Source organism: Citricoccus sp. GCM10030269 (assembly GCF_042665635.1).
GTDB lineage: Bacteria > Actinomycetota > Actinomycetes > Actinomycetales > Micrococcaceae > Citricoccus.
Genome location: NZ_JBHTCV010000005.1, coordinates 336,597 through 362,497 on the forward strand (window position 1 = coordinate 336,597; position 25,901 = coordinate 362,497).

The following is a 25,901-nucleotide window of genomic DNA, read 5'->3' on the forward strand; positions in this document are numbered from 1 at the left end:
GTGAAACCGTCCACGCAGTCTGGTTTCCCTGCGAAGCGCCTTCCTCGTCCTTCGTCATCACCTCCAAGAGGTGTCACGGGACCTGGTGCCCGGCGGCCTGGATGAGGCCGTACCACTCGCCGCGGGTCAGGGGGATCTCAGACCCCTGTGCGGCGTCGATGACGCGCTGCGGGGTGATGGTGCCGAGCACGACCTGCATTCCGGCGGGGTGACGCGTGATCCAGGCGACCGCGATGGCCATCGGCTCGACGCCGTACTTCGCGCCGAGCCGCTTCAGTTGAGCGTTCAGTTCCGGATGATCGGGCGAGTCGAGGAAGACGCCGTCCTGAAAGCCCTTCTGGAACGGCGACCACGCCTGCACGGTGATCCCGTGGACGCGAGCATGGTCGAGGAGACCTCCGCCGTCCCGAGTGATCGAGTCATCGAACCCGATCATGTTTGCCGACAGTCCCTGGGCGATCAGCGTGGAATGCGTGACCGACAGTTGGACTTGGTTGGCCACGATCGGCTGGGTGACCGCGGTCTTCAGCAGGTCGATCTGGCGAGGGGTGTGGTTGGAGACACCGAAAGCCCGGACCTTGCCAGTTGTCTCGAGGTGATCGAAGGCGCGCGCGACCTCCTCCGGCTCGACGAGGGCGTCGGGGCGATGTAGCAACAGCACGTCCAGGTAGTCGGTGCCCAGTGCTTCCAAGGACTCCTCGGCGGACGTCACGATGTGCTCGTACGACTGGTCGTATCCCCACGGGTCCGCGACGATACCCGTCTTGGTCTGCAGGGTGATCTGCTCGCGTTCGGAGGCGCTCAGCCTCAGGGCCTCGGCGAAACGGCGCTCGCACCAGTGACGGCCGCCGCCAGGGTGGTTGAAGCCATACAGGTCGGCATGGTCGAAGAAGTCGATGCCGCACTCGCGCGCCGCGGTGTACAGGGTGCGGATCTGCTCGTCCGTGCTGTCAGCGATGCGCATCATCCCGGCAGCGACGTTGGGGACCTGCTGTTGGGTAGTTCCGAAGGGGACGGATTTCATGGGGTCATGCTGTCATAGAGAGGTATTCGATCAAGCGAGAGAGCTGAGGAGCATTTTCATGCGCGCAGTCATCATGCATGCCCCCGGAGACGTCCGAGTCGACGAGGTCGAGAAAGCCCGGCTCGTCGAGCCCACCGACGCGGTCATTCGGGTGACCGCCACGTGCATCTGCGGATCGGACCTGTGGCCCTACCGTGGCATCGAGGAAGTCAACGGCCCCTCTCCGATGGGCCACGAGTACATCGGCGTCGTCGAAGAGATCGGCGGCGAGGTGAAAGACATCGCCGTCGGTGATTTCGTGGTCGGGTCCTTCGTCGCCTCCGACAACACGTGTGAGATCTGCCAAGCCGGATATCAGTCCCGCTGCATCCACCAGGTCATGATGGCCGCCGTGGGCACACAGTCCGACTACGCGCGGATTCCGCTGGCCGACGGCACCCTGGTGAAGGTCGACGGCGAACCGACCGAGAAGCAGACGAAGAGCCTTCTCTCCGCCTCGGACGTCCTCGGCACGGGATGGTTCGCCGCGGTCGCCGCCGAGGCTGGACCCGGCAAAACCGTCGCCGTGGTGGGCGACGGCGCCGTCGGACTCCTCGCCATCCTCGCCGCCCAGCGTCTCGGCGCGGAGCGCATCATTGCCATGTCCCGCCACGCCGACCGTCAGGAGCTGGCGAGGAAGTTCGGAGCCACTGACATCGTCGAGGAACGCGGCGAGGAGGGCGTCGCCAGAGTCAAGGAGCTCACCGGCGGCTACGGGGCACACTCCACCGTCGAGGCTGTCGGCACCCAGGAGTCCATGCTGCAGGCCATCCATTCCACCCGACCCGGCGGCCACGTCGGTTACGTCGGCGTCTCTCACGGGGTCGAGCTCGACGGCCTCGCCCTGTTCTTATCCACGGTCAGCTTGCTCGGCGGCCCGGCCCCCGTGCGCCGCTTTCTACCCGAACTGATCGAGCTGATCATGAACGACGAGATTGATCCCGGGGCTGTCTTCGACCTCGAGCTGCCTCTCGAGCAGGCCGCCGAGGGTTACCGGGCGATGGACGAACGCCGCGCCACCAAGGTGCTGCTCACTCTCTGAGGCGGCTGAGGCTGCTCCGTTCCGATGATGGCGGTTCATCGCTACCGGGTCGCGTAGAACGCCACCGCCGATGAGGACGCGATGTTCAGGGAGTCCACGCCGTTCATCATCGGGATGGTGACGCGGCTGTCGAGGCGCTGGTCGATCTGGTCCGAGAGGCCCTGTCCCTCGGTGCCGAACACCAGGCAGAGACTCTGGTGCTCGTGCGCCACCAGCTCGTCCAGGGTGATCGCGCCCTCCCCCAGCGACATGCCGGCCACGTGGAAACCGGCCTGCTTCAAGACGTCGATTCCCTCCGGCCACGCATCGATGCGCGTCCAGGGAACCTGGAAGACGGTCCCCATGGATACCCGGATCGAGCGTCGGTACAACGGATCGGCGCACTGCGGGGTCACCAGAACGGCGTCAACTCCGAGGGCCGCAGCGGATCGGAACACCGCGCCCACGTTGGTGTGGTCCACCAGGTCCTCCAGGATCGCGATCCTCCGCGCACCGGCCACGATCTCCTGCACCGGCCGCAGCGCCGGGCGCTCCATGGCGGCCAGGGCGCCTCGATGAAGGTGGAATCCAGTGATCGCCTCCAGCATCGCGTCAGAACCGGTGTAGACCGGGACCTCCGAATGGCGAGTGAAGACGTCGGTCATGGAGTCCAGATACCGATGCGCCAGGAAGAACGACCGGGGCCGGTGGCCGGCGTCGAGGGCCCGGCGGACGACCTGTGATGATTCGGCCAGATAGATGCCGTAGGCCGCGTCCTTCTTCCGGCGCAGCACGGCGTCCGTGAGCTTGCTGTAGACCTCCACCCGGGGATCGGCCGGGTCGGTCAGTTCGATCGGGTCAGCCAACGGTCACCAACGGCCACACCAAGTGCACGAATCCGGCCAGCCCCACGACGACGATGACCACGCGCAGCCAGAACGGATCGATGCGCCGGCCGATTCTGGCCCCGAGGCTTGCCCCGAGCATCGACGACACCCCGATCAGCAGCACGGCGCGCCAATCGATCCGCTCGAAGGCGAACACCAGGTAGGACACCGCCGCAATCAGGTTCACAGCCAGGGACAACCACGTCTTGACGGCATTCGCGTGCACCAGCGCGCCGGTCATGAAGACACCCATGATGCCCAACAGCAGCACGCCCTGAGCCGCCACGAAATAGCCGCCGTAGATGCCGGCGGCAAAGATCAGCACCCACAGCACGGGCGATACTGGAGCGGTGGGGACGTCGGCCTCACCATGGCCGGTCATCTTCGCGGACTCGTCCGTCGGCTCCGTCGGCGCCGATTTCCGCCGCCGCACCCAGGCGGCGAGCCGGGGCTGGAAGATGACGAAGCAGAGCGCGACGGCGATCAGCACCGGCGCGGCCACCGCGAAGACCTCTTCGGGCAGCACCATCAGCAGGAATGCACCGATCACGCCGCCCGCCAGCGAGGCGATCGTCAGCGCCGGCAGCACCGCCTTCGATTCCGCCAGCTCGCGGCGGTAGCCGAAGACTCCCGAGACGCCGGCGGCCACCAGTCCCATGGCGTTGGACATCTGCGCGGTGACCGGCGGAAAACCCACTGCCACAAGAACGGGAAAGGTCACCAGCGTCCCGGAGCCGACCACGGTGTTGATGGTGCCGGCCCAGAACCCCGCCAGCAGGATGACCAGGACCTGCCACAGCTCCAGGCCCATCACCTCAGCGGGCAATGGCCGTGTATCGCCCGTCGTGCCGGGTGACCTTGAGCGGAAGTCCGAAGGCAGCCGAGAGGTGGTCCTCCGTCAGCGTCTCCTCCAGGGGCCCTGCTGCGACCACAGCGCCCTGACGCATCAGCAGTGCATGCGTGAACCCGGGTGGAATCTCCTCCACGTGATGGGTCACGAGTACCAGAGCCGGAGCATCAGGGTCGGCGGCCAAGCGGCTCATGGCCCGCACGAGCGTCTCGCGTCCGCCGAGGTCGAGTCCGGCGGCCGGCTCATCCAACAGCAGCAGCTCCGGATCCGTCATCAGGGCCCGGGCCACGAGGACCCGCTTTCGCTCCCCCTCGGAGAGCGTGCCGAACCGGCGATCCTCGTAGCCTCGCAGCCCCCACTGCCAGATCAACCGGCGTGCACGCTCCTCATCCATCGAGTCGTACTGTTCACGCCAACGGCCCATCACGCCCCAGGAGGCGGTGAGCACGGCGTTGAGCACGCTCTCGGATTCGGGCATCTGCTGGGCCAGCCCGGCAGAGGACAGACCGATGCGTGGGCGCAGTTCGAAAACGTCGACGGCGCCGAGCACCTCATCCAGGACCCCCACCATACCGGTGGTCGGGTGCATCCGGGCCGAAGCGATCTGCATCAACGTGGACTTGCCGGCGCCGTTGGGTCCCATCACGATCCAACGTTCGCCGTCGCGGACCTGCCAGTTCACGTTCCGCAACAGCTCCTTGGCGCCTCGGCGCACACCCACACCCGCCATCTCGACGACGGACTCACCTGAGGGTAGGAAGAGTTCGGTCTCGTGGGCGGCGCGCTGGGGCTGGGAGGCAGGGCTGGTCATGATCCAAACACTAGGCTAGATCCGCCCCCCGAAGCACGAAAGGCCACGGCATGCCGCCCATTGAATCCCCGTCCACCGATACGGACCTGATCGTGGTCTACGCCCCCGACGAGAACCCACCGTCCGCCACAGGACACCCGAGACCCGTCGCCGGTGTGCCCGCCCATGCCGAGCCGGTCACCGGTATCGGTTTCCACGGGTGGCGCTGGCGGCAGCCGGCCGGTGAGGCCAGCGGACGGCCAGCCGGACATGATGACGGCACGGCCATCGCCGTCGTCCCCGCCGCCGTGGCGAGCTCGACGCCCAAGATGCTGGTGCTGGACGTGGATTCGACCCTCATCACACAAGAGGTCATCGAACTGCTGGCCGCCCATGCCGGACGCGAAGCCGAAGTCGCCGCCGTGACCGAGGCCGCCATGCGCGGGGAACTGGACTTCACCCAGTCACTGCACCACCGCGTCAAGGCCTTGGCCGGGCTGGATGCCGCCGTGATCGACCAGGTGGTGGCCGCCGTCGAGCCTCAGGCCGGAGCCCGCGAGGTCATCGCGGCGTTCCACCGCGCGGGCTGGCAGGTGTGTGCCGTGTCCGGCGGATTCACCCAGGTGCTCGCGCCGCTGGCCGCCGACCTGGGACTGGACCGGTACCGGGCCAACGATCTCGAGGTGGTGGACGACGTGCTCACCGGGCGGGTGCTGGGCACCGTCGTGGACCGCACCGTCAAGGCGCAGATGTTGCGTCACTGGGCGACTGAGGCCGGCCTGGACGCCTCGGGGGTCATCGCGGTCGGCGACGGAGCGAACGACATCGACATGCTCAAGGCGGCGGGACTGGCCGTGGCGTTCTGCGCCAAGCCGGCCCTGCGCGAGCATGCCGATATCGAACTGGATGTGCCCTCGCTCGACGTCCTGAGGGTTCTCGCCGGGCTCTAAAGCTGCTCAGCCAAACTCAGTCGGACTCAGCCGTGGTCCGGGTCTCCCCCGGCCGCGGCGAGGAAATCGCGGGCTCCGCCCACGTACTCGGTGTGACCGGCCGGCAATTCCCGTCCCACCAGGGCGGCGATCTCGGCGGCGAACTCCTCGACGGAGTACAGCTTCCCGGCGGCTTCCCGGCGGGCCTCGATGGCGCCGGGCTCGGCACGGTTGAGCATCGTCGCGGTGATGGTGCCCTCGATCATGTCCCCGGAGACGACCACGAAGCCGATGCCGCGCTCCTGCAGCGCCGGGATCCGCTCGCGCAGCGCCGTTTCTCCAGCCCGTTTGGACCGAGCCACCGGCTCGTAGGCGTCCATGGTCGGCACGGCATCGATGAAGTGGGCCTGGTGACTCGTGACGAACACCACCTGCCCGCCCTCCGGCATGACCTCCATCGCGGCCTCGAGCATGGCCAGCTGGGCGTCGCGATTCAGCACCGTGGCGTAGTCCTCACCCAGCGAGGTCTCCATTCCGCCCGAGGCATTGAGCACCAGCACATCGAGAGACCCGAAGTTCTCGACGGCGGCGTTCACCATGGCCTGCCGGCCCTCGTCGGTGATGATGTCCGCGCCGACGGCGACGGCCTTGCCGCCGGCCTCCTCGATCGAGGACACCACCTTGTTCGCCCGGGGCGCCTTCTGGCGGTAATTGACCACGACGCCGGCCCCACGGGCGGCGAGCAGCCGTGCCGTGTCAGCCCCCACTCCTCGGGAGGAGCCGGTGACGATGGCGCCGCGGCCGGCGAGATCCTGGGTTGCTTGCTGATCTGCGTTCTCAGAAGTCATGGCGATCAGTGTCCCATCCCCAGGCCGCCGTCGACGGGGATGACGGCCCCCGAAATATAGGACGCCTCATCCGAGGCGATCCACCGCACCACGGTGGCGACCTCCGAGGGGTCGGCGAAGCGCCCGGCGGGAATCGAGGCTTTGTACTGCTTCTGCAGGTCCTCGTCCAGGGACTGGGTCATCTCGGTGTCGATGTAGCCCGGGGCCACCACGTTCGCGGTGATGTTGCGGGAACCGAGCTCACGGGTGAGGGAGCGTGCCATCCCGATGAGCCCTGCCTTGGAGGAGGCGTAGTTGATCTGGCCCGGAGAGCCCAAGAGCCCGACGACGGAGGAGATCAGCACCACGCGGCCCTTCTTCTTCCGGATCATCCCCTTCGAGGCGCGTTTCAGCACCCGGAAGGCACCGGTCAGGTTGGTGTCGAGGACCGAGGTGAAGTCCTCCTCGCTCATCCGCATTAAGAGCTGATCGTGGGTGATCCCGGCATTGGCCACCAGGACGTCCACGGGTCCCTGCGCCGCCTCGACCTCGGTGAATGCGCGGTCCACCGACTCCGCATCGGTGACATCGGCCTGCACGGCGAACAGCCCGTCCGGGGCCTCTCCTGACCGGGACGTCACGGCCACGGAGTCACCCGCGGCCCGGAACGCCTGGGCGATCGCCAGCCCGATCCCCCGGTTGCCTCCCGTGACGAGGACGCTGCGTCCACCCGGAGTCGTTTCCTGGCGAGTGGACGGGCGCTCCGCCGCGGAATCAGTGCTGGGCTCAGCCATCGATGGTCCTCCTGGACTGGTGGGGTGGGTCTCGGATCACGTCTGCAGTGCTCCACTCTAGGCCGGAAAGTGGGACAATAGAGGGAGCTGAGAACTCGTTTGCCACAGAGAACGCCACAAGAAAGTCGCAGGAGTACGCCCATGTCCACCCGCCAGGCCGAGACCGTTCAGCGGGTCACCTCTGCACCGGAGGCCGGGCACGTGGATCGAGATGCGCGGTTCGTTCGGTACGCCTGGCAGATGGGCATCCGCACCGTGTGTTTCATCCTGGCCTTCGTCACCACCGGCTGGGTGCAAGTGGTCCTGTTCATCGCCGCCATCGTGCTGCCCTACATCGCCGTGGTGCTGGCCAACAGCGGAGCGGCCGCCAATGGAGAGGCGCTGCCGCCGGTGCCGACCACCAGCGAACCCGAGTTGGCCCCGCGGCGAGAACTTCCGGCCGGTTCCGAGATCATCCAGGGAACGACGACGGACGACGTCGCCGAACCGGGTCGTCGCCTCACATGAGCCACGACGATCTCCTCGGAACGCTGGACGGCACGCGGCCGACGTCGGGAAACCCCGACCGCGCCGGTGAGAGCGTGCATCAGCCCGGCCAACCAGGCCAGCCCGGCCGCCGGGAATGCTCGCGCAAGGCCTGCCGGAACGCGGCGGCCTGGCGGCTGGAATGGAACAATCCCCGCATCCACACCCCGGACCGTCGCAAGACCTGGCTGGCCTGTGACGACCACTGCGAGTGGCTCGCCGACTATCTGCGTTCGCGCGGATTGTTGAAGGTCGTGCTGCCGCTGCAGGGCGATTCCACGGATTCCACGGAGGGCAGTTCATGAGCGGCGCTGGTCCGGCCGGTCCGACTGGTCCGGCAGAGCCCAAGCGACGCCGGCTCGACTTCCGGTTCCTCATCTCTCCGCAGTGGCTCGGCGGACTGGTGTTCTGCATGATCTTCTCCGTGGCCTGCGCCATGCTCGGGCAGTGGCAGATGGACCGCCGCATGGAGGCCGTCTCGGAGATCAACAAGGTCCTGGACAACTATGACGACTCACCCGTCCCCCTGGCCGGCCACGAGCAGCTGTTCACGGATTTCCAGGCACCGACGGAGTGGACGCCGGTCAGCATGACGGGCTCCTATCTGGAGGAGGACACCCGGATCGTGCGCAATCGTCCGCGGGCCGGCAAACCCGGCTACGAGGTCCTGGTCCCCTTCCGCGCGGAGACCGGCGACGTGATCGTCATCAATCGTGGCTGGCTGCCGATCGGCAATACCGCCGGCCATCCCGATGCCGTTCCCGCGCCTCCCGAGGGCGAGGTCACCGTGGTGGCCCGAGTCAGGCCCGGAGAGCCGGACCTGGACCGCGGCGCGCCTGAAGGGCAACTGGCGTCGATCGACCTGGCGGCCTTCGAGGACAGCGTGGACTATCCCGTGGCGGACACCGCGTACGGCGAGATGGTCGAGGAGGACCCGGAACCGGCGAACCGACCGCAGAGCCTGGTGGCGCCGAGCCTCGATGAGGGCCCGCACCTGTCCTATTCGGTCCAGTGGTTCCTGTTCGGGCTGATGAGCTTCATCGTGTGGGGCTATCTGGCGCGGCAGAAGGCCGTCAACGACCGAGAAGACCTCGAACTCGGCCACACCGAGGACGACGGGTATCTCTCGGCCCACCGGGCGCCCAGGACCAAGCCCGTCCGCCGTCGCGGGGGCCGGCTCACCGACGAGGAAGCCGAAGACGCCCTCCTGGACAAGGCGGAGGCCCGGCACTGACGTGGCGCTGGCGCACGTGAGGCCGGCTGAGCTCAGGCCAGGGTGATGAGGTCCTGATAGGAACTGTTCCAGTGGTCCTCGACGCCGTCCGGAAGCATCACGACGCGTTCCGGGTCAAGGGCCTCCACCGCGCCCTCATCGTGCGTCACGAGCACCACGGCGCCCTGATACGTGCGCAAGGCGTTGAGGATCTCCTGGCGTGAGGCCGGATCCAGGTTGTTCGTCGGCTCGTCGAGCAGCAGCACGTTCGCACTCGAGGCCACCAGGGTGGCCAATGCCAGCCGGGTCTTCTCACCGCCGGAGAGCACGCCGGCCGGCTTGCTGACATCGTCGCCCTGGAAGAGGAACGAGCCCAGGACATTGCGCACCTCGGTGTCTCCGAGGTCCGGGGCGGCGGTCTTCATGTTCTGCAGCACCGTGCGATCCGTGTCCAGGGTCTCGTGCTCCTGGGCGTAGTAGCCGAGCTTGAGGCCGTGGCCGGGAATCACGCCGCCGGTGTCCGGCTCGTCGATGCCGGCCAGCATGCGCAGCAGCGTGGTCTTGCCGGCGCCGTTGAAGCCGAGGATGACCACGCGTGAACCACGGTCGATCGCCAGGTCCACGCCGGAGAAGATCTCCAGGGAACCGTAGGACTTGGACAGATCCTCCGCCCGCAGTGGGGTCTTGCCACACGAGGCGGGCTCGGGGAACCGAATGTTCGCGACCTTATCGGCGGCCCGCTCCCCCTCCAGGCCGTTCATCATCCGTTCGGCGCGCTTGATCATGCTCTGGGCGGCGACGGCCTTCGTCGCCTTCGCGCGCATCTTGTTGGCCTGCTCCATCAACTGGGTGGCCTTCTTCTCCGCGTTGGAGTACTCGCGCTTGCGGCGGGCCTGATCCTGTTCGCGCTGGAGCAGGTAGTTCTTCCAGCCCATGTTGTAGATGTCGACGACCTGGCGGTTCGCGTCGAGGTAGAGGACCTTGTTGACCGTCATCTCCATGAGGTCGACGTCGTGGCTGATCACGATGAACCCGCCCGAATAGTTCTTCAGGAAGTCGCGAAGCCAGACGATCGAGTCGTGATCCAGGTGGTTGGTGGGCTCGTCCAGCAACAGGACGTCGGCATCCGAGAAGAGAATGCGGGCCAGCTCCACACGGCGGCGCTGACCACCGGACAGTGTGTGCAGCGGCTGGTCCAGAATGCGGTCCGGCAGACCCAGGTTCGCGCAAATGGTCGCCGCCTCGGACTCGGCAGCGTAGCCGCCCGACGTCGTGAACTCGGCCTCGAGGCGTCCATAGCGGGACATGGCCTTCTCGCGGATGTCATCGTCCGCGTTGGCCATGTCATCCTCGGCCTGGCGCATCCGGCGGATGATCTGGTCCAGGGACCGGGCCGAGAGAATCCGGTCCCGGGCCGTCTGGTCCATGTTCTCGACCTTGGGGTCCTGGGGCAGATAGCCGACCGAGCCGCGGCGGGTGACCTGGCCGCCGGTGGGCTCGCCGCCGCCGGCGAGCACCTTGGTCAGTGTGGTCTTGCCGGCCCCGTTACGACCGACGAGACCGACCTTGTCACCCTTGTCCACTTTGAACGTGACCCCGTCCATGAGCAGTCGGGCCCCCACGCGAAGTTCGAGGTCTGTGACGGCAAGCACGGGGAGGGACTCCTTGAGACGAATAGACTGTCCGGCAGAGTAAGCCGAACCAGTCAAGTCTACCGTCGCCGTCCAATCGGCAGCACACCACAGGAGTCAGTTGTGAGCCATACCGTTCCCGTCGCCGCCGGCAAACCCCTCGCCGTGCCCACCCGGGTGGCGCTGGCCGGAGTGTTCGCGGCGCTGATCGCGGTGTGCTCGATGCTGCCTCCCGTGCCCGTCGGCGGCTTCGGGGTGCCGATCACGCTGCAGACCTTCGCGGTGATGCTCACCGGGCTGGTGCTGGGCGCCCGACTCGGATTCCTCTCCGTGCTGCTGTACGTGGTGGTCGGCCTGGCCGGGCTGCCGGTGTTCTCCGGTTTCAGCGCCGGTTTCGGCGTCCTGGCCGGCCCCACCGCCGGCTATCTGCTGGCCTTCCCGTTCGCCGCGGGATTGGCCGGTGCCCTGTCCAGCCTGGTGCTGAAGCGCGGCCGGATCGCCGCAGCACGCGGCGCCGGTGGTGACGTCGGTGGTGACGCCCTGGAGGGCGCCGGTCGGGCCCGCAGCGCCGGCCGGATGGGCTTCCGCTGGTGGGCTCTGGTCTGGCTGTCCGCCATGGTCGGCTCCTTCGTCTTCATTCATCCCCTGGGCATCGGCGGCATGATGATCGCCCTCGACCTGGATTTCTCGACGGCGGTGGCCGCGGACATGGTCTTCTGGCCCGGTGACGTGATCAAGAACGTGCTGGCCACCGCGGTCACGGCCACTGTGGTCCGGGCATTCCCGGCCCTGGCCCTGCGCCGGTTCTGAGCGGCGTGATCGACAGACCCGTGCCCGACAACATCGACGGCCCCGTGCCCGACAACCCGGCGTCCAACAACCCCGCGCCGGAGGGAATCGAATTGCGGGCCGCCGTCGTGGATGTTCCCGGTTCTGCACCGGCACCGGGACAGTCGCTGGGTGCCGAGCCCGGAACCGTTCGCGTGCTCGGTCCCGTGGATCTGCACCTCACGGAGTCCTCGGTGGCGGTCATCGGCGCGAACGGCTCGGGCAAGTCCACTCTGGTCCGGCTGCTCAACGGCCTGGTCCAGCCGGCGGCCGGAACAGTTCGGGTCCACGGTTTAGATGCGGTTGCGGACACCGCAGCGGTGCGGGCTCGGACGGGTTTCGTCTTCACCGACCCCCTGGTGCAGCTGGTGATGCCCACCGCAGGCGAGGACGTCGAGCTCTCGCTGCGCCGCACGCACCGTCACCGGCGTGAGCGGCGCGATGCGGCCGAGCAGGTGCTGCAGGATCACGGCCTCGGCGGCCTGGCCCACCGCAGCATCTATGACCTGTCCGGCGGCCAGCGCCAGCGCTTGGCTCTGGCCTCGGTACTGGCCACGGATCCGGTGTTACTGGTGGCCGACGAACCGACGACCCTGCTGGATCTGGCGTGGACGCTCGCGGTCCAGGACCTGCTCTTGTCACTGCCAGGGACCGGACGCTGCGAGCAAGTGGTCTTCACCACCCACGACCTGGACTTCGCTGCCCGGGCAGAACGCTGCCTCGTCGTCGCCGACGGCGCGATCGTGCACGATTCCGGCGGGCCGGAGGCCGTGCGGTGGTACCGCCAGGACGTCGAGTCGCGTCGTGGCGTTCGGCCTGTCCGAGAAGCTCCGCCCTTCCGAGACGTCCCGCGATCATGAACCTGCTTGATTACCGGCCGGGGACCTCACCGGTTCACCGGGCCCCGTTGTGGACGAAGTACCTCGTGGTGCTCGTGCTGTCCGCCGTGCTGGTGTTCTGGCGACAGCCGGTCGTCATCGCGGTGATTCTGGCAGCGGTTTTCGCGCTGTACTGGGTTGCGGGGCTGCCGCGCGAGTTTCTGGCGCCGTGGCGTCGCGGCTGGCCGCTTTTGGTGTTCGCCGGCCTCGCGCGCTGGATCTCCGCCGTGTGGGGGGCCGCTGCCGTGCCCCCGGCCGAGGCCCTGGGGCCGGCGGCAGTCGTGGTGGCCGCGATCTTCGGAGCCTTGGCGGCCGCGCGACTGCTGGTCGTGACCACGCCAGGCACGGAGTTGCTCGACGGGATGGAACGGTTCTTCGGGGCGCTGAGGCCGATCGGCGTCCATCCCCAGTCCGCCGCGTTGGCGGTCAACGTGATGATCCGCTCGATCCCCTGGGTCGGCGCCGCGGTGCGGCATAACGGAGAAGCTCTGGCCTCCCGGGGACTGCGGCGCGGACCGGTACGGCTGATGGGGCCGGTCCTGGTGGCCGCCGTCGGGCATGCCCGAGCCACTGGCGAGGCGCTAGCGGCCCGCGGGCTGCCCGACGACGGAGAAGAGACTCACGCCGGACGGGAGACTCACGCTGGCTGACGTCACAGCTGGACGGTGGCCACCCAGTATTCACCGAAGCGGCCTCCGCGCATCCGAAGAATGTCGTGGCCGAAGAATCGGGAAACCGTCCCGTCAGACGTCGTTCCCGACCCCACCCATCGAGCCGCCACTGTGTCACCGTCGACCACGGGGTCGATCTCGATCTCGAAGGTGAGGTCGGTGAACATCGTCTTGGTCTCGGCGATCAACTGGGCCAACTCGTCCGGGCCATGGACGTCCCGCCCGGGCCAGTGCCCCACGAAGTCGTCCGCCAGGATGCCCGCGGCGGCCGCACGCAACTCGTCGACGCTCTCCGGCCCGTTCCAGAGCTGACCGATCCAGCTCCGATAGAGGTCCGCGCCACTCTCACTCATGGGGAACTCAGCAGGGGCTCAGATGTTGAAGCCGAGGGCCCGCATCTGCTCGCGGCCGTCGTCGGTGATCCGCTCGGGACCCCACGGCGGCATCCAGACCCAGTTCAGCCGCCACTCGTCCACCATGGTGCCGATGGCTTGGCCGATCTGCTCCTCGATCACGTCGGTGAGGGGGCAGGCGGCGGTGGTGAGGGTCATGTCGATGACCAGGGCACCGTCCTCGGCATAGTTCATGCCGTAGAGCAGGCCCAGATCGACCACGTTCACGCCCAATTCGGGGTCGATGACCTCGTGCAGGGCTTCTCTGATGTCGTCCAGTTCAGTCTGGGATGTCTCCGTCGTCATGCCTGCCTCCTTAGGCTCCGGCCGCAGCAGTCTCGAAGCGCTCGTAGCCTTCGGCCTCGAGCCGGTCCGCCAGGTCCGGACCACCGGACTCGGCGACCCGGCCGTCCACGAAGACGTGCACGAACTGCGGCTTGATGTACTGCAGGATCCGAGTGTAGTGGGTGATGAGCAGGGTGCCCATGGTGTTGGAGTCCTGAGCGCGATTCACGCCCTCGGAGACCACCCGCAGGGCGTCGACGTCGAGGCCGGAGTCGGTCTCGTCCAGGACGGCGAACTTCGGCTTGAACAGCTCGAGCTGCAGAATCTCCACGCGCTTCTTCTCACCGCCGGAGAAGCCCTCATTGACGTTACGGCTCGCGAAGGTCGGGTCGATCTTGAGGTCTTCCATGGCCTTCCGGACGTCCTTGGACCAGTGACGCAGGGACGGGGCCTCGCCGTCGATGGCGGTCTTGGCGGTGCGCAGGAAGTTCGTCATGGTCACGCCCGGGATCTCGACCGGGTATTGCATGGCCAGGAACAGTCCGGCGCGAGCGCGCTCGTCCACGGACATCTCGAGGACGTCCTCACCGTCCAAGGTGATGGACCCGCCGGTGACCTCGTAGCGGGGATGACCGGCGATCGTGGAGGCCAGGGTGGACTTGCCGGAGCCGTTGGGGCCCATGATGGCGTGGGTCTCACCGGTGTTGACGGTCAGGCTGACGCCCTTGAGGATCTCCTTGGGACCGCCTTCCGTCTCGATGGAAACGTGCAGGTCCTTGATGTCCAGGGTTGACATTGATGTTCTCCTTGGGGAAATAAGTGTGATGTGAGCGTGCTTACGAGTCGGACGAGGCCCGGTTCAAGACGGTGGAGGTGTCCACCCAGACGGCGTCGTCCTCCACCGTCAGCGCGTAGACCTCGACCGGTTCGATGGCCGGCAGAACGTTCGGCTGACCGCTCACCAGATCGAAAGCGGACCCGTGGCCGATGCACTCCAGGGCGCAGCCCTCCACGAAGCCCTCGGACAGGGAGACTTCCTCGTGCGAGCACGTGTCGTTGAGAGCGTGCAGTGAGCCGTCGGAGGCCCGGACCACGGCCACCGCGGTGCCGTCAATGACGAACCGCTTGGCCTCCTCCGGTCCGATCTCCGAAGCGGCACACACCTGCTGACCGGCCGCCATCAGAGGCTGGCCACCTGCAACTCGTCCTCCATCTGGGCACTGAGAGCCTCCTCGACATCGTCGATGCCGATTTTCTGGATGATCTCGTTCAGGAACCCGCGGACCACGAGCTTGCGCGCCTCGGCCTCGGGGATGCCACGGCCCATCAGGTAGAACAGCTGCTCGTCGTCGAAACGTCCGGTCGAGGAGGCGTGACCGGCCCCGTCGATGATGCCGGTCTCGATCTCCAGGTTGGGGACCGAGTCGGCGCGGGCGCCGTCCGAGAGGACGAGGTTCTGGTTCTTCTCGTAGCTGTCCGTGCCCTCGGCCGCCTTACGGATCAGCACGTCGCCCACCCACACGGTGCGCGCGTCCCGGCCCTGCAGGGCGCCTTTGTAGAGCACGTTGGACTTGCAGTTCGGTGTGGAGTGATCCACGAACAGCCGCTGCTCCAGGTGCTGACCGGCATCGGCGAAGTACAGCCCGTACATCTCCGTCTCCGCGCCCGGCCCGGAGAACCGAGTGGTCGGGGTGAGCCGGACGAGCGAGCCGCCGTAGGACACGGCCACGTGCTTGAACGTGGCGTCCTTGGCCAGCCGGGCCTGCTGCGCCGAGACGTGCACGGCGTCGTCATCCCAGGCCTGAACGGAAGTGACGTTGAGCCCGGCGCCATCCTGCACGTCGAACTCGATGTTCTGCGAGATCGTGGCGGTGCCACGGTGTTCCAGAACGACGTCGGCGTGTGAGTTGGGAGCGGCGACGACCAGCAGGTGCTGGGCGGCGGCTTTCGAGCCGTCCGTCCCGGTGATCTCGATCCGGACCGGGGCCGAGGCTTCGACGCCGGCACCGATCGTGACCACCGTGGCCTCCTGGAAGGAGTTCCAGGCGGCAGCCGAGACGCGGTCGTCCGGGGTCAGGACGGAGCCGAGCCGGGAGTCATCGCGGTTTACCGTCTCGACGGTGACGCCGTCCAGCGGGGTGACCGCCACGGACGGCGCCGTGCCGGTCAGCCGGGAGTCGTCGCCGTCGGGAAGATGAAGTCCGGCCAAGCGGTTCAGCGGGGTGAAGCGCCAGTCCTCCTCGCGGCCGGTCAACGCCGGGAAATCCGCCAGATTGACGCTGGAGCGCCGGTCGGCCCGGGACGAGCCCGCCTTGGCCGCCCGCTCGCCAGTACCGGAGGCATCGGCCACCGGCACCGAGTGCGAGGCGTGGTCGGCCTCGCTGGACTCCGCGACGGTCTCGGCGAGCGTCTCGCCCTCCTCCCCCATGCCGGGGATGACGGGCACACCGGCACCGTCGGCGTCAAGTTCCTCGGGGGCGGTGTTGTCAGTGGTGTTGACAGTCTGTGACACGCTCAGCCTACCGATCCTTCCATCTGCAGTTCGATCAGCTTGTTCAATTCCAGGGCGTACTCCATCGGCAGCTCGCGAGCGATCGGCTCGATGAAGCCGCGCACGATCATGGCCATGGCCTCGGTCTCGGACAGGCCGCGGCTCATCAGGTAGAAGAGCTGCTCCTCGGAGACCCGGGACACCGTGGCCTCGTGGCCGAGGGTCACGTCATCCTCGCGGATGTCGATGTACGGGTAGGTGTCCGAGCGGGAGATCGTGTCCACCAGCAGGGCGTCACAGACCACGGAGTTGGCCGAGTGCTTCGCGCCCTCCATGATCTGCACGAGCCCGCGGTAAGCCGCACGTCCGCCCGAGCGCGCCACCGACTTGGAGACGATGGAGCTGGAGGTGTTCGGGGCCAGGTGCACCATCTTCGAGCCGGTGTCCTGGTGCTGGTCGGCGCCGGCGAAGGCGATGGACAGCGTCTCACCCTTGGCGTGCTCGCCGGTGAGGTAGACGGCCGGGTACTTCTGGGTCACCTTGGAGCCGATGTTGCCGTCGATCCACTCCATGGTGGCGCCCTCTTCGGCAATGGCGCGCTTGGTCACCAGGTTGTACACGTTGGTGGACCAGTTCTGGATGGTGGTGTACCGCACACGGGCGTTCTTCTTCACCACGATCTCGACGACGGCCGAGTGCAGGGAGTCGGAGTTGTAGATCGGCGCGGTGCAGCCCTCGATGTAGTGGACGTAGGAGTCCTCGTCCGCAATGATCAGGGTCCGCTCGAACTGGCCCATGTTCTCGGTGTTGATGCGGAAGTAGGCCTGCAGCGGGATCTCGACGTGGACGCCCTTGGGTACGTACACGAACGAACCGCCGGACCAGGTGGCGGTGTTCAGGGCGGCGAACTTGTTGTCCCCGACCGGGATGACGGAGCCGAAGTACTCCTTGAAGATCTCCGGGTGTTCCCTCAGCCCCGTGTCGGTGTCCATGAAGATGACGCCCTGGGCCTCGAGGTCCTCGCGAATCTGGTGGTACACCACCTCGGACTCGTACTGGGCGGCGACGCCGGACACCAGACGGGAACGCTCGGCCTCGGGGATGCCGAGGCGCTCGTAGGTGTTGCGGATGTCTTCCGGCAGGTCCTCCCAGGACTCGGCCTGGTTCTCCGTGGAGCGCACGAAGTACTTGATGTTGTCGAAGTCGATGCCGGAGAGGTCGGCGCCCCAGGTCGGCATGGGCTTGCGCTCGAAGTACTTCAGGCCCTTGAGGCGAAGATTGAGCATCCATTCGGGCTCGTTCTTCTTGGCCGAGATGTCCCGGACCACCTCGTCGTCAACCCCGCGGCGCGCATTGGCGCCGGCAACGTCCTGGTCCGCCCAGCCGAACTGGTACGCGCCAATGGCATTGAGCTCGGGATTCTTCTCAAGAACGTCGGAGATAACGCCGGGGTCGGCGGTCTCCTTCGTGATCTGATCAGTCATCGCTGCCTCTCTGATGGTCGGTGATGGTCTGGCGTCCCAGGCCGGAGCCTAGGCCTCGGCGTCTCGGCCGAGTGGAACATGGGTGGTACAGACGTGGCCGCCGGTCGGCAAGGTCGAGAGCCGCCGGATGTCCACGCCGAGTAGGCGGGCGAACAGTTCGGTCTCTTCTACACAGAACTCGGGGAAATCGGTGGCGAGTTCCTGCAGGGGGCAGTGGCCCTGGCAGATCTGGGCGGCCCACAGCGTGGATTTGGCCGCTGAGGGACCGCGTTGGCCCACCGTGCGGACGCTGGCGGCGAATCCTTCAGCCTCGAGAACGTCGGCCAGCGCGGCGGTACGGTCTTTCAGACTGGTGGTGGTGCCGATGGTTTCACGGTAGCGGTCTTCGACGGCGGCGAAGCGATCGCGGGCGATGGCCCGGACGGCGTCCGGACCGGCCACCTCGTTCAGGCGCTTCAACGCGTCGGCCGCGACACTGAGATAGTCGTTTCCGAGGCGGGACTGGCCCGCATGGCTGACGACGTACCGGCGCGACGGGCGGCCGGCGCCCCGGTTGCCCGCGACGAGCTTGACCTCGACCGCACCCTCATCGGACAGGGCGTCCAAGTGGCGGCGGACGGCGGCCGCGGTCAACCCCAGCACCTCGCCGACGCGGGCAGCACTGATCGGGCCCTGGGTGAGGACCACCTGCAGCACCCGTTGCCGCGTGCTCTCGCGTTGTCCCTCTGCCGGGTCAGCCCGCACCTCAGTGGGCGCGTCGGCGTCGCGAGCGCCTGGAGCAGCGCCCACGTCACTCACTTCACGGGAGGAATACACAACCTTTAGTTTACCTAATTCGGGGGCAGACGAAAGTAAGGTGAGCCTTGCCCTGAGCGAACAAGGCGAGGGTGCGACGGGTACTCTGCGTGGTTCTCTACCGTGCGTAGAACTCACCCTCCACACGGGTACCATGGATGGGTGCCGTCTACACCCCCTGTCCTTGTGTCCCTTGAAGGGCTGCACAAGACCGTCCACAGCCGCCGGGGCGCTGTCGAGATCCTCCGCGGAGTTGATTTCCAGGCCCGCGGTGGCCAGGTGACGGCACTCTTGGGCCCCAATGGGGCCGGCAAGACCACCACGCTCACCATGGCACAAGGGCTGGATCGTCCCGACGCCGGCTCGGTGCGCCTGCTGGGCGAGGATCCCTGGCGGGCCGGACCGGCCCTGCGCAGTCGCGTGGGCGTCATGCTCCAGGACGGCGGCCTTCCGCCGTCGGCCACTCCCGCCCGTCTTCTGAGGCACGTCAGCTCGCTGTACCGGGAACCGGCGGACATGGACGCGCTGATCTCCCGGCTGGGGATCGACGAGTTCGCCGGCCGGGACATCCGCCGACTGTCCGGAGGGCAGAAGCAGCGCGTGGCGCTGGCCGCCGCTCTGGCCGGCCGCCCGCGCGTCGTGTTCCTGGACGAACCCAGTGCCGGCCTGGACCCGGTCTCCCGGCAGTTGGTCTTTGACCTCATCCTCGAGCTCAAGCAGGCCGGGCTCGCGGTGGTGCTGACCACGCATCTGCTCGACGACGCCGAACGGCTGGCCGACCACGTGGTGCTGTTGCGCGACGGCGCCGTGGAGCGCTCCGGGACCGTGGCCGAGCTGACCGTCAGGTCCGGGTCGACACCGGTGCTGTTCGCCGTCTCCAGCCCAGTGGACGAGGCCGCCATGGCCGCCTTTCCGGCTCGACTCGATGTCGCGCCCGAGAGCCCGCGGGCCGGCCGCCCCACCGGCCCGGGGATTGAAGAGCCCCAAGGCGCCGTCGCGTACCGGGTGGAAGGTGTCAGCGGGCCGGCCGACTGGGCCGCCCTGGGTCAGTGGTGGGAGCATCACCGGATCATGCCGACCGACGTGCGCGTGCTGCATCGCTCCCTGGAAGATGTGTTCTTGGAGGTGTCCCCGTGAGCAGTCCCCCTCGCACGACTCGCACTGCCGGCACTAGCAGTACCGCCCCGCTGGCTCCTCATGCCGGCGACTCCAATTCCCAGTCACTCGCGCGCCGCGTGGTGGCTCAGGGCCGTTATGAATCGGTGACGGCGATCCGCAACGGCGAACAGTTGCTGATCTCGCTCATCCTTCCTCTGCTCGCGTTGTTCGGCATCGTCTGGTCCGGGCTGCTGGACACTCCCGACGTCCGCGGCGTGGACGTGGCCGTTCCGGGCATTCTCGCCCTCGCCGTGCTCAGCTCCGCCTTCACCGGTCAGGGCATCGCGACCGGATTCGACCGTCGTTACGGCGTGCTCGCGTACCTGTCCACCACTCCCTTGGGTCCAGCCGGGCTCGTCCTCGGCAAGGCCTGTGCGGTGCTGGCCGTGCTCCTGCTCCAGGTGATCGTCATCGGCGGCGCGGGCCTCGCCGTCGGCTGGCGACCCGACTGGGCCGGCGTGCTCTGGGCCGTGCTGTGGTTCATCATCGGTGCGGCCACCTTCACGGCCCTGGGCCTGCTGATCGCCGGCACGGTGCGACCAGAGGCGACGCTGGCGCTGACCAACCTGTTGTGGGTGATCCTGGGGTCCGTCGGCGGCGCCGTCTTCCCTTTGCAGGGCAGCGGCTGGAGCACGATGGTGATCTCCTGGCTGCCGTCGGCCGCCCTCGGTGACGGCCTCCGCGCCGCCTTCAGCACCGGAACGCTCGACGTCGGCGCCCTCCTGGTACTGACCGCGTGGGGTGTGCTGGCCACGGCCGGGGCATTGAGGTGGTTCCAATGGCGCTAGCACAGAAGACCAGCTCCAGCACCAGCTCCAGCACCGATGCCGGCACTAGTCCCGACGGCGGCCGGTTCCGCTTTCGCCTGCCGCGGGACATCACCCGCACGACGTACTGGTTGGCCGTGATCTCTCTGATCACGGAGATCGGCATCATCGTCACCGGTGGCGCCGTGCGCCTGACCGAGTCCGGGTTGGGCTGCCCGACCTGGCCGAAATGCACTCCGGAGTCGTTGACGAATACTCCCGAGATGGGCATCCACGGGTACATCGAGTTCGGCAACCGCACGTTGACCTTCGTGGTCGGTGTGGCCGCGCTGGCCGTCGTGCTGTGGGTATGGAGGCTGCGGAAGTCTCATCCCAGCATCTTCTGGATCTCCGTCGGCATGCTCGCCTGCATCCCGGCGCAGGCTTTCGTCGGCGGCATCACGGTGTGGACCGGCCTGAATCCGTGGGTGGTGGCCGTCCATTTCCTCGTGTCCTCGGTCATGGTCTGCTTCGCCACCCTGCTGGTCAATCGCGTGGCCGTCGAGCGGCGCGTGCGTGAAGGGACCTACGACGGCGGCGATGGGAATCCGCAGCCCCTCGTGGACGGGCAGACCTCACGGCTCTCTCGGGCCCTCGCGTGGGTGATCTTCGTGACGGGCTGGGTCGTGCTGTACCTCGGCACCATCGTGACCGGAACCGGCCCCCACGGCGGCGACGCCGACGCACCCCGCCACGACTTCGATGCGCTGTTGGTCACGCGCCTGCACGCCGCGCCGGTCTATCTGCTGACCGCCGCCGCCGTCGTGCTGTTGGTGTTGGTGTTGCGTCAGCGTTCCTCGCGGCTGCAACGGGTCTCCGCCTGGATGCTCATCGCGGTGATCGCCTTCCAAGCGGTCATCGGGTATGCGCAGCATTTCAACGGGCTGCCGATCGGCCTGGTGATGCTGCACATGCTGGGCACCGGCCTCGTCGTCTGGGGCATCACCACCGCGTGGGACCGGCAGGTGTCCGGATATCACACGCGGCCGGCTTGGCATGGTGACTACGCTGAGAAGATCTGAGCACTTCAACGCGTAGTCAACGATGGGATCGTCGCGTGCTTTCACGCACACCACGCATCACACTCTTCTATCTCCTTGGCGCCATCGCTGCCGCGACGGGCGTCTACACCTTTGTCACGGGTGGCGAGACCTGGAACGGCGTTATCTATGTCGTACTCGCCGTCGGGTGGGTGTTCGAGGCAACTCGTCAGCTTCGGGAGCCGGTCGATGAGGCAAGCACCGACGACCGCTGACGCCCTGAGAAATCGGATCCACGAGGATCGTCAACATGTCCCGCGCGGAGCGCTGAACCCTATGACCCGCCAAACTGTATGGGGAGTTACAGGTAACGGGAGCACGTGGGGCTCGTAAACGAACCAGCCGCCGGCCACGAGCGAAGCCGCCGCGCAGGTGATATCCGCCCAGCCCAGCGGGACCAGCAGGGGTCGGGGTACCGCAACCGGGCCTCCCGGAATAATGACTAGGAGTCGATCTGTTGCCGCGGCCTTCGGATGGCCCACCACACCAACAGTGGTCCAATGATCGGCAGCACAGTGGCCAAGACCATGCCGACGATTCGTTGACTCGCATCTAGATCTCGCCGACGCAGCAGCCACAGCAACGCCGCCGTCCACAGGACCAGTTGCGCCACAGATAGTGCCATCACCACCCACTCGGCCGAAGACGGGATGAGCGGGTTTAGTGACGCAGCCGCAAGGTCGGTCATGCGCTGGCCTGTAGGAGTGTCCATGGATTCGAGGCTACCGACCGGGACCGTCTCGGGGGCCGCGCCCCCGTCGTACTCGCTGCCGGGCCGATCCACTGATCCCTTGGTCGCATTTGTAGCACTCGAATGATACACAAGTGTATTGTTCGGATGACACAACGATGAAGGGGCGCGGAAATGGCGTGGTTCATGTTCTTAGTGTTCGCTCCCCTGGTAGCGGGCGTCATCCTCGCGCTGGTCTGGTGGGTGCTGCGTGGTCGAGCGTCCGAACAGCCTGACAGCAGGACTCGCCTCATCTCACTTGCGGCGGGGCTGCTCCTGTTTCTAGGTGGACTGGCGGAGCGCTTCTTAGGCTCACCCATCTTGATCCGGTTGGATATCCCGAGCGTACTCATGGGCTGGTATGCGGATTATCACTACATCGCCCCCTTGGTGTTGGGAATTCTCGGTCTGGCCCTTCTGGCCTTTCCTGCCCATGCCCGGCCCGGGCAGGGCACCGCGACGCTGGCGCCCAGAACACCGACCAGCTTCGGACGTGCATGGTGGTTCGTCACCGCCGGCGCTGTCGCAGGGCTCGTCGTGCTGATCACCGTCATCACCGGTTTGGCCTCAGAGCCGGACTCCACCGGCCGTTACATGGTGTATTCCGTTGAAGTCGGCGGGCAGTACGGCATGGGCACGAGCATCTACGGGTGGTTCTATTCCATACCGGCCCTGGTTCTCCTGGTCCTGATGATCGTGGTCGTCGTCATCGACCTGTACCTGATTTCGCGACCGGCTCTGGAGGGCGATCATATCCGGGACGCGCACGTCAGAACGTTGCGCACGCGGAATGTGCTCGCGGTCGCATCGGGAGCGCTCCTGATACATCTCGGTCTGATCCTCCGTTCTCTGGCGGGGACCGCGGGTATGCAAGGCCAGTTCACCATCGACGGGGGCATGGTGACTTCGTGGACCACCTTCGCTGCCCTGCAGCCGGTGCTGATCGGCGCCGGCGCCCTCACACTGGCACTCGGGTTCGGGCTCTGGGCCACCGTTCCGCTGTCCGTCTTGTCTCGGCGCCGCCCGGCATCGGTCACGCCATCATGATGATCACCCTGTCGGGTTCCACCCCACCCACAGCCCAGATTCGCGATCAGATTCGCGGGCTCATCGTGTCCGGCCGGTTGGCAGTCGACGAGCGTCTTCCCTCGGTTCGTCAGCTTGCTAAGGATCTGGACGTGGCCCCCGGCACGGTGGCCAAGGCCTATAAAGCACTGGAGGCTGAGGGCTTCCTCACCACGCGCAGTCGCGGGGGCACTCGCGTCAGCAGAACGGCCACCACGACGCCGCGGCCGGTCCTGGAGGCGGCCCGCCAACTAGCTGAGACAAGTGCCCGTTTGGGCACTGACCTGGACGAGACGGTCCGCATTCTCCGGGCCATCTGGCCCGAGCAACCGAGCGAGCCCCCGGTCTCTCATCCCGCGGAGAGACCGCCGGGACAGCTTTGAGGAAGGGCGTGCGACATACAACGCCGGACTGGTCGTATCAACAAGCGTTTCATGCACGGCCTCCGAAGGTGATTGCCAACTGAAACGCACGCGATCGTCAGCGGCGGTTGCTAGCGCATCGAGTGCGGGCGACTGCCGTAGGCGTGATTGACCAATTGTTGTGTCTACGCAACACTAGCTATATGCCAAGCAATAGACAGGCAAGTGACGGCAACAAGAATCTTTACAACCGACTGGCGGTGCTGCGCGCTGAGCGAGGCCTCAGCCGCCGGGAGCTCGCTGAGGCCGTGGGCATCAACTTTCAGACGGTCGGCTTTCTCGAGCGCGGCGACTACGGGCCCTCGGTTGAGCTCGCCCTGCGCTTGGCGCGCTACTTCGACCTGCCGGTCGAGGCGATCTTCTCTCTTGATCCGTTCCCCGCCATGTCCGCCCAGCTTTACTCACCTCGAACGAAAGTAGCGAACTCGTGAACACCTCCCGCCCCACCGACCAGAGCAGCACCGATTTGCGCGCCGCAGCCCAGGCACACATGCAGCAGCAGCGTCAGCGCCCTCTGCCCGGCTGGCTGGCTGTCCCCGGCCGCCGCCGCGCCCTAGCACTGGCGCCTGCGGTCATCTTCATCATCGGGGTGATCGCCGCCATCCTCGCTGACACCCTCGGCCTGCTTCTCATGATGGTCGTGGCCGTCCTCGGCATAGCTGGTGTTCTCGTGCTGCGCCGGGCGACGCAGATGCTCGATACCGCACCCGAGGACCTGCTCGACGAGCGTGAGATCAGTCAACGCGACCGCGGATACCGAGACGCCTTCCACCTGACGCTGGCCTTGCTGTTCGTGATGTGGGTGCTGGCGGTCGCGGACGGGTTCATCGCCAAGGTCGGGAACACAGGCCTGTTCGACGGCGATGGTTGGATCTTCCTCACACTCGCGTCCTTCTTCGCGATCTTCATGCTCCCCGCCGCTTCCCTGACCTGGCGCTGGCCCGCACACCCAGACGATCAAGAGGGCTGACCAACCCTACGCACGCCACAACCCATGAGCCATTGCGCGAAGTCGCCAAGCGCGTAGGCACTGACCCAGATCTACGGCCGACGACTGCTTCGGACTCCTCCGCGCGACCGAAGGTGCACCCATAGCCGAATTTCTGGCGGTGGGCAGGGACCTCCAGTGCGATGCCGTTTGGGGATCCGTAAACGGAGCACTTCGTCGGTGTTCTGCTCATGGGGCCGGCGAGGCCGATGGACGGGCAGAGGCTGAGAGACTGATTGTATGGAAGCCATGAGCACGTTGCCGGTCAGGCGGCTCGAAGAGCACGCACTGGCTCCCATGGACAGGCGCCGCTGGCCGGCCACACTCGCGCCGATACGGCAGATTCTCGACTCTGGTCTGGACCTTGGCCCGATCACCGTTCTCGTCGGGGATAACGGGGCGGGGAAACCGACGGTGGTCGAAGCGCTGGCAGCCGCCTTCGGGCTGAATCCTGAGGGCGGAACCCACGCCGCAATGCACCAAACCCGACGCACGGAGTCGGACCTCACCGATCATCTATCATCTTTAGCTCGTCCGCGGCCCGGGCGCGTCCAAGCGAGGGGTTTTCTTGCGGGCGGAGACCATGCACGGACACTTCAGCTACCTGGAAACGCTCGGCCCGAGCGGTCTGCATGAGCAGAGCCACGGCGAGGCGTTCCTCGACTTCGTGAATACACGCTCGGGCATCTCCGGCTTGTGGATCCTCGACGAGCCTGAATCGGCGCTGTCTCTGTCCGGTTGCCTGGCACTCCTGGGCGTCCTGCGTCAGCTGGCGTCCAACGGATCGTAGGTGGTCTTGTCGACCCATTCGCACCCCACCCTGACGGGCGTGGGGACACTCGCGCGGGGGCGGACCGCTACTGTGGCGTGGCGGTAGAGTTGATGCGCCCCCGCCAAGCGAAATCAGGAGGCCGTTTGCGTCCGGTCGTGGCGGTGGGCGAGAGCCAGTAGGAAGGTGGATCAGTGGTGCAGGACCAGGATATGGGCACGATGCAGATCGGCGAGGTGGCCGAGCGTACCGGGCTGTCGTTGCGGACCATCCGGCACTACGACCAGGTGGGCTTAGCCCCGCCCTCGGGACGTAGCCAGGGCGGGTTCCGGCTGTACACCGAGGTGGACGTGGAGCGGCTCAACCACGTCCGGCGCATCACCCCGCTGGGGTTCAGCTTGGAGGAGACCGCCGAGATCCTGACCATTCTGGAGGCAGACGGGTCGGGCGAGGCCGCCGAGGCATACCTGGAGCGGGCCCAGGCCGGCCGGGCGAAGCTGGCCCGCAAGTTACGCCAGGCCGATGAGCTCATCGAGGCCTTGCAGGAACGCGCCCGGGGCTGACCCAAC

33 protein-coding genes are annotated in these 25,901 nt (G+C 66.9%); 18 read left to right on the forward strand and 15 right to left on the reverse strand.

Going from position 1 to position 25,901, the window contains the following annotated elements:
* Positions 1 to 73: 73 nt before the first annotated feature.
* On the reverse strand, positions 74 to 1,024 hold the full coding sequence (locus ACFQQD_RS08655; RefSeq protein WP_378088337.1) for an aldo/keto reductase family oxidoreductase: 951 nt from the start codon (positions 1,022 to 1,024) through the stop codon (positions 74 to 76).
* A 58-nt stretch (positions 1,025 to 1,082) separates the two neighbouring features.
* Here ACFQQD_RS08655 and ACFQQD_RS08660 point away from each other — a divergent pair, with 58 nt between their 5' ends.
* Complete coding sequence (locus ACFQQD_RS08660) at positions 1,083 to 2,105, forward strand: zinc-dependent alcohol dehydrogenase family protein (RefSeq protein ID WP_378088339.1); 1,023 nt, start codon at positions 1,083 to 1,085, stop codon at positions 2,103 to 2,105.
* Between the two features lie 41 nt (positions 2,106 to 2,146).
* On the opposite strand, the gene ACFQQD_RS08665 is transcribed toward ACFQQD_RS08660, so the two are convergent.
* From ACFQQD_RS08665 to ACFQQD_RS08675, 3 genes are read right to left on the reverse strand one after another with little or no spacing between them, the layout of a single operon-like run.
* The gene (locus ACFQQD_RS08665) at positions 2,147 to 2,950 is read right to left on the reverse strand and encodes a TrmH family RNA methyltransferase (RefSeq protein WP_378088341.1); all 804 of its coding nucleotides are present in this window, start codon (positions 2,948 to 2,950) and stop codon (positions 2,147 to 2,149) included.
* The gene (locus ACFQQD_RS08670; RefSeq protein ID WP_378090062.1) at positions 2,943 to 3,782 is read right to left on the reverse strand and encodes a sulfite exporter TauE/SafE family protein; all 840 of its coding nucleotides are present in this window, start codon (positions 3,780 to 3,782) and stop codon (positions 2,943 to 2,945) included. Before ACFQQD_RS08670 ends, ACFQQD_RS08665 begins: the two co-directional genes overlap by 8 nt.
* Positions 3,783 to 3,786: 4 nt before the next feature.
* Positions 3,787 to 4,632, reverse strand: coding sequence for an ABC transporter ATP-binding protein (locus ACFQQD_RS08675; protein WP_378088342.1), 846 nt, complete (start codon positions 4,630 to 4,632; stop codon positions 3,787 to 3,789).
* 50 nt (positions 4,633 to 4,682) lie between these two features.
* Here ACFQQD_RS08675 and serB point away from each other — a divergent pair, with 50 nt between their 5' ends.
* On the forward strand, positions 4,683 to 5,561 hold the full coding sequence (gene serB / locus ACFQQD_RS08680; protein ID WP_378088344.1) for a phosphoserine phosphatase SerB: 879 nt from the start codon (positions 4,683 to 4,685) through the stop codon (positions 5,559 to 5,561).
* Positions 5,562 to 5,587: 26 nt separating this feature from the next.
* Here serB and ACFQQD_RS08685 read toward each other — a convergent pair whose 3' ends face one another.
* Together ACFQQD_RS08685 and ACFQQD_RS08690 are read right to left on the reverse strand one after the other, a co-directional pair.
* Positions 5,588 to 6,388, reverse strand: coding sequence for an SDR family oxidoreductase (locus ACFQQD_RS08685; protein WP_378088346.1), 801 nt, complete (start codon positions 6,386 to 6,388; stop codon positions 5,588 to 5,590).
* Between the two features lie 5 nt (positions 6,389 to 6,393).
* Entirely contained in the window at positions 6,394 to 7,161 is a 768-nt protein-coding gene (locus ACFQQD_RS08690) for a beta-ketoacyl-ACP reductase (protein ID WP_378088348.1), read from the reverse strand.
* A gap of 141 nt (positions 7,162 to 7,302) precedes the next feature.
* On the opposite strand from ACFQQD_RS08690, the gene ACFQQD_RS08695 reads away from it, so the two are divergent.
* The 3 genes from ACFQQD_RS08695 to ACFQQD_RS08705 are packed head-to-tail and all read left to right on the forward strand — an operon-like array spanning position 7,303 to position 8,920.
* Complete coding sequence (locus ACFQQD_RS08695) at positions 7,303 to 7,668, forward strand: DUF3099 domain-containing protein (RefSeq protein ID WP_378088350.1); 366 nt, start codon at positions 7,303 to 7,305, stop codon at positions 7,666 to 7,668.
* Positions 7,665 to 7,991, forward strand: coding sequence for a hypothetical protein (locus ACFQQD_RS08700; RefSeq protein WP_378088351.1), 327 nt, complete (start codon positions 7,665 to 7,667; stop codon positions 7,989 to 7,991). The genes ACFQQD_RS08695 and ACFQQD_RS08700 overlap by 4 nt, the downstream gene beginning before the upstream one ends.
* The gene (locus ACFQQD_RS08705; RefSeq protein ID WP_378088353.1) at positions 7,988 to 8,920 is read left to right on the forward strand and encodes an SURF1 family protein; all 933 of its coding nucleotides are present in this window, start codon (positions 7,988 to 7,990) and stop codon (positions 8,918 to 8,920) included. The genes ACFQQD_RS08700 and ACFQQD_RS08705 overlap by 4 nt, the downstream gene beginning before the upstream one ends.
* 32 nt (positions 8,921 to 8,952) lie before the next feature.
* On the opposite strand, the gene ACFQQD_RS08710 is transcribed toward ACFQQD_RS08705, so the two are convergent.
* The gene (locus tag ACFQQD_RS08710) at positions 8,953 to 10,551 is read right to left on the reverse strand and encodes an ABC-F family ATP-binding cassette domain-containing protein (RefSeq protein WP_378088355.1); all 1,599 of its coding nucleotides are present in this window, start codon (positions 10,549 to 10,551) and stop codon (positions 8,953 to 8,955) included.
* A 102-nt stretch (positions 10,552 to 10,653) separates the two neighbouring features.
* On the opposite strand from ACFQQD_RS08710, the gene ACFQQD_RS08715 reads away from it, so the two are divergent.
* The 3 genes from ACFQQD_RS08715 to ACFQQD_RS08725 all read left to right on the forward strand — a co-directional run bounded on the left by ACFQQD_RS08715 (position 10,654) and on the right by ACFQQD_RS08725 (position 12,886).
* Positions 10,654 to 11,340 carry a biotin transporter BioY gene (locus ACFQQD_RS08715; protein WP_378088357.1) on the forward strand — a complete coding sequence of 229 codons (687 nt, stop codon included), beginning with the start codon at positions 10,654 to 10,656 and terminating at the stop codon, positions 11,338 to 11,340.
* 86 nt (positions 11,341 to 11,426) lie between these two features.
* Positions 11,427 to 12,218, forward strand: coding sequence for an energy-coupling factor ABC transporter ATP-binding protein (locus ACFQQD_RS08720; RefSeq protein ID WP_378090064.1), 792 nt, complete (start codon positions 11,427 to 11,429; stop codon positions 12,216 to 12,218).
* Positions 12,215 to 12,886, forward strand: a complete 672-nt coding sequence (locus ACFQQD_RS08725) for a CbiQ family ECF transporter T component (protein WP_378088358.1) — start codon at positions 12,215 to 12,217, stop codon at positions 12,884 to 12,886. The genes ACFQQD_RS08720 and ACFQQD_RS08725 overlap by 4 nt, the downstream gene beginning before the upstream one ends.
* Before the next feature lie 2 nt (positions 12,887 to 12,888).
* On the opposite strand, the gene ACFQQD_RS08730 is transcribed toward ACFQQD_RS08725, so the two are convergent.
* From ACFQQD_RS08730 to ACFQQD_RS08760, 7 genes are read right to left on the reverse strand one after another with little or no spacing between them, the layout of a single operon-like run.
* The gene (locus tag ACFQQD_RS08730; protein WP_378088360.1) at positions 12,889 to 13,260 is read right to left on the reverse strand and encodes an ester cyclase; all 372 of its coding nucleotides are present in this window, start codon (positions 13,258 to 13,260) and stop codon (positions 12,889 to 12,891) included.
* 18 nt (positions 13,261 to 13,278) lie between these two features.
* The gene (locus tag ACFQQD_RS08735; protein WP_378088362.1) at positions 13,279 to 13,605 is read right to left on the reverse strand and encodes a metal-sulfur cluster assembly factor; all 327 of its coding nucleotides are present in this window, start codon (positions 13,603 to 13,605) and stop codon (positions 13,279 to 13,281) included.
* A 10-nt stretch (positions 13,606 to 13,615) separates the two neighbouring features.
* Positions 13,616 to 14,380, reverse strand: a complete 765-nt coding sequence (sufC, locus tag ACFQQD_RS08740) for a Fe-S cluster assembly ATPase SufC (protein WP_378088364.1) — start codon at positions 14,378 to 14,380, stop codon at positions 13,616 to 13,618.
* 40 nt (positions 14,381 to 14,420) lie between these two features.
* The gene (locus ACFQQD_RS08745) at positions 14,421 to 14,765 is read right to left on the reverse strand and encodes a non-heme iron oxygenase ferredoxin subunit (RefSeq protein WP_378088365.1); all 345 of its coding nucleotides are present in this window, start codon (positions 14,763 to 14,765) and stop codon (positions 14,421 to 14,423) included.
* Positions 14,765 to 16,096, reverse strand: coding sequence for a Fe-S cluster assembly protein SufD (sufD, locus tag ACFQQD_RS08750; protein ID WP_378088367.1), 1,332 nt, complete (start codon positions 16,094 to 16,096; stop codon positions 14,765 to 14,767). Before sufD ends, ACFQQD_RS08745 begins: the two co-directional genes overlap by 1 nt.
* Positions 16,097 to 16,098: 2 nt before the next feature.
* Positions 16,099 to 17,559 carry a Fe-S cluster assembly protein SufB gene (sufB, locus tag ACFQQD_RS08755; protein WP_378088369.1) on the reverse strand — a complete coding sequence of 487 codons (1,461 nt, stop codon included), beginning with the start codon at positions 17,557 to 17,559 and terminating at the stop codon, positions 16,099 to 16,101.
* A 48-nt stretch (positions 17,560 to 17,607) separates the two neighbouring features.
* Positions 17,608 to 18,348 carry a helix-turn-helix transcriptional regulator gene (locus tag ACFQQD_RS08760; protein WP_378088371.1) on the reverse strand — a complete coding sequence of 247 codons (741 nt, stop codon included), beginning with the start codon at positions 18,346 to 18,348 and terminating at the stop codon, positions 17,608 to 17,610.
* A 192-nt stretch (positions 18,349 to 18,540) separates the two neighbouring features.
* Here ACFQQD_RS08760 and ACFQQD_RS08765 point away from each other — a divergent pair, with 192 nt between their 5' ends.
* The 4 genes from ACFQQD_RS08765 to ACFQQD_RS08780 are packed head-to-tail and all read left to right on the forward strand — an operon-like array spanning position 18,541 to position 21,573.
* On the forward strand, positions 18,541 to 19,491 hold the full coding sequence (locus ACFQQD_RS08765; RefSeq protein ID WP_378088373.1) for an ABC transporter ATP-binding protein: 951 nt from the start codon (positions 18,541 to 18,543) through the stop codon (positions 19,489 to 19,491).
* Complete coding sequence (locus ACFQQD_RS08770) at positions 19,488 to 20,300, forward strand: ABC transporter permease (protein ID WP_378088375.1); 813 nt, start codon at positions 19,488 to 19,490, stop codon at positions 20,298 to 20,300. Before ACFQQD_RS08765 ends, ACFQQD_RS08770 begins: the two co-directional genes overlap by 4 nt.
* Positions 20,291 to 21,340 carry a heme A synthase gene (locus tag ACFQQD_RS08775; protein WP_378088377.1) on the forward strand — a complete coding sequence of 350 codons (1,050 nt, stop codon included), beginning with the start codon at positions 20,291 to 20,293 and terminating at the stop codon, positions 21,338 to 21,340. Before ACFQQD_RS08770 ends, ACFQQD_RS08775 begins: the two co-directional genes overlap by 10 nt.
* Positions 21,341 to 21,375: 35 nt before the next feature.
* Positions 21,376 to 21,573, forward strand: a complete 198-nt coding sequence (locus tag ACFQQD_RS08780) for a hypothetical protein (protein ID WP_378088379.1) — start codon at positions 21,376 to 21,378, stop codon at positions 21,571 to 21,573.
* Between the two features lie 227 nt (positions 21,574 to 21,800).
* Here ACFQQD_RS08780 and ACFQQD_RS08785 read toward each other — a convergent pair whose 3' ends face one another.
* Positions 21,801 to 22,070: a hypothetical protein gene (locus ACFQQD_RS08785; RefSeq protein ID WP_378088381.1), complete on the reverse strand. Its 270-nt coding sequence runs from the start codon at positions 22,068 to 22,070 to the stop codon at positions 21,801 to 21,803.
* A 153-nt stretch (positions 22,071 to 22,223) separates the two neighbouring features.
* Between ACFQQD_RS08785 and ACFQQD_RS08790 the strand changes: the two genes are divergently transcribed.
* The 6 genes from ACFQQD_RS08790 to ACFQQD_RS08815 all read left to right on the forward strand — a co-directional run bounded on the left by ACFQQD_RS08790 (position 22,224) and on the right by ACFQQD_RS08815 (position 25,895).
* Entirely contained in the window at positions 22,224 to 23,135 is a 912-nt protein-coding gene (locus ACFQQD_RS08790; protein WP_378088383.1) for a hypothetical protein, read from the forward strand.
* The gene (locus tag ACFQQD_RS08795) at positions 23,132 to 23,536 is read left to right on the forward strand and encodes a GntR family transcriptional regulator (protein WP_378088385.1); all 405 of its coding nucleotides are present in this window, start codon (positions 23,132 to 23,134) and stop codon (positions 23,534 to 23,536) included. Before ACFQQD_RS08790 ends, ACFQQD_RS08795 begins: the two co-directional genes overlap by 4 nt.
* 182 nt (positions 23,537 to 23,718) lie before the next feature.
* Positions 23,719 to 24,006 (forward strand): helix-turn-helix transcriptional regulator, encoded by a 288-nt coding sequence (locus tag ACFQQD_RS08800; RefSeq protein WP_378088387.1) that lies wholly within the window; start codon positions 23,719 to 23,721, stop codon positions 24,004 to 24,006.
* Positions 24,003 to 24,545, forward strand: a complete 543-nt coding sequence (locus tag ACFQQD_RS08805; protein WP_378088389.1) for a hypothetical protein — start codon at positions 24,003 to 24,005, stop codon at positions 24,543 to 24,545. The genes ACFQQD_RS08800 and ACFQQD_RS08805 overlap by 4 nt, the downstream gene beginning before the upstream one ends.
* Before the next feature lie 601 nt (positions 24,546 to 25,146).
* Positions 25,147 to 25,353, forward strand: a complete 207-nt coding sequence (locus ACFQQD_RS08810; protein ID WP_378088391.1) for a hypothetical protein — start codon at positions 25,147 to 25,149, stop codon at positions 25,351 to 25,353.
* A 191-nt stretch (positions 25,354 to 25,544) separates the two neighbouring features.
* The gene (locus ACFQQD_RS08815; protein WP_378090066.1) at positions 25,545 to 25,895 is read left to right on the forward strand and encodes a MerR family transcriptional regulator; all 351 of its coding nucleotides are present in this window, start codon (positions 25,545 to 25,547) and stop codon (positions 25,893 to 25,895) included.
* Positions 25,896 to 25,901 lie beyond the last annotated feature (6 nt).

Coding starts and splice junctions, on each gene's coding strand:
- ACFQQD_RS08655 (WP_378088337.1), bottom strand. CDS start 1,024: ATGAAATCCGTCCCCTTCGGAACTACCCAACAGCAGGTCCCCAACGTC.
- ACFQQD_RS08660 (WP_378088339.1), top strand. CDS start 1,083: ATGCGCGCAGTCATCATGCATGCCCCCGGAGACGTCCGAGTCGACGAG.
- ACFQQD_RS08670 (WP_378090062.1), bottom strand. CDS start 3,782: ATGGGCCTGGAGCTGTGGCAGGTCCTGGTCATCCTGCTGGCGGGGTTC.
- ACFQQD_RS08675 (WP_378088342.1), bottom strand. CDS start 4,632: ATGACCAGCCCTGCCTCCCAGCCCCAGCGCGCCGCCCACGAGACCGAA.
- serB (WP_378088344.1), top strand. CDS start 4,683: ATGCCGCCCATTGAATCCCCGTCCACCGATACGGACCTGATCGTGGTC.
- ACFQQD_RS08685 (WP_378088346.1), bottom strand. CDS start 6,388: ATGACTTCTGAGAACGCAGATCAGCAAGCAACCCAGGATCTCGCCGGC.
- ACFQQD_RS08690 (WP_378088348.1), bottom strand. CDS start 7,161: ATGGCTGAGCCCAGCACTGATTCCGCGGCGGAGCGCCCGTCCACTCGC.
- ACFQQD_RS08695 (WP_378088350.1), top strand. CDS start 7,303: ATGTCCACCCGCCAGGCCGAGACCGTTCAGCGGGTCACCTCTGCACCG.
- ACFQQD_RS08700 (WP_378088351.1), top strand. CDS start 7,665: ATGAGCCACGACGATCTCCTCGGAACGCTGGACGGCACGCGGCCGACG.
- ACFQQD_RS08705 (WP_378088353.1), top strand. CDS start 7,988: ATGAGCGGCGCTGGTCCGGCCGGTCCGACTGGTCCGGCAGAGCCCAAG.
- ACFQQD_RS08725 (WP_378088358.1), top strand. CDS start 12,215: ATGAACCTGCTTGATTACCGGCCGGGGACCTCACCGGTTCACCGGGCC.
- ACFQQD_RS08730 (WP_378088360.1), bottom strand. CDS start 13,260: ATGAGTGAGAGTGGCGCGGACCTCTATCGGAGCTGGATCGGTCAGCTC.
- ACFQQD_RS08735 (WP_378088362.1), bottom strand. CDS start 13,605: ATGACGACGGAGACATCCCAGACTGAACTGGACGACATCAGAGAAGCC.
- sufC (WP_378088364.1), bottom strand. CDS start 14,380: ATGTCAACCCTGGACATCAAGGACCTGCACGTTTCCATCGAGACGGAA.
- ACFQQD_RS08745 (WP_378088365.1), bottom strand. CDS start 14,765: ATGGCGGCCGGTCAGCAGGTGTGTGCCGCTTCGGAGATCGGACCGGAG.
- sufB (WP_378088369.1), bottom strand. CDS start 17,559: ATGACTGATCAGATCACGAAGGAGACCGCCGACCCCGGCGTTATCTCC.
- ACFQQD_RS08775 (WP_378088377.1), top strand. CDS start 20,291: ATGGCGCTAGCACAGAAGACCAGCTCCAGCACCAGCTCCAGCACCGAT.
- ACFQQD_RS08785 (WP_378088381.1), bottom strand. CDS start 22,070: ATGGACACTCCTACAGGCCAGCGCATGACCGACCTTGCGGCTGCGTCA.
- ACFQQD_RS08790 (WP_378088383.1), top strand. CDS start 22,224: ATGGCGTGGTTCATGTTCTTAGTGTTCGCTCCCCTGGTAGCGGGCGTC.
- ACFQQD_RS08795 (WP_378088385.1), top strand. CDS start 23,132: ATGATGATCACCCTGTCGGGTTCCACCCCACCCACAGCCCAGATTCGC.
- ACFQQD_RS08800 (WP_378088387.1), top strand. CDS start 23,719: ATGCCAAGCAATAGACAGGCAAGTGACGGCAACAAGAATCTTTACAAC.
- ACFQQD_RS08810 (WP_378088391.1), top strand. CDS start 25,147: ATGCACGGACACTTCAGCTACCTGGAAACGCTCGGCCCGAGCGGTCTG.
- ACFQQD_RS08815 (WP_378090066.1), top strand. CDS start 25,545: ATGGGCACGATGCAGATCGGCGAGGTGGCCGAGCGTACCGGGCTGTCG.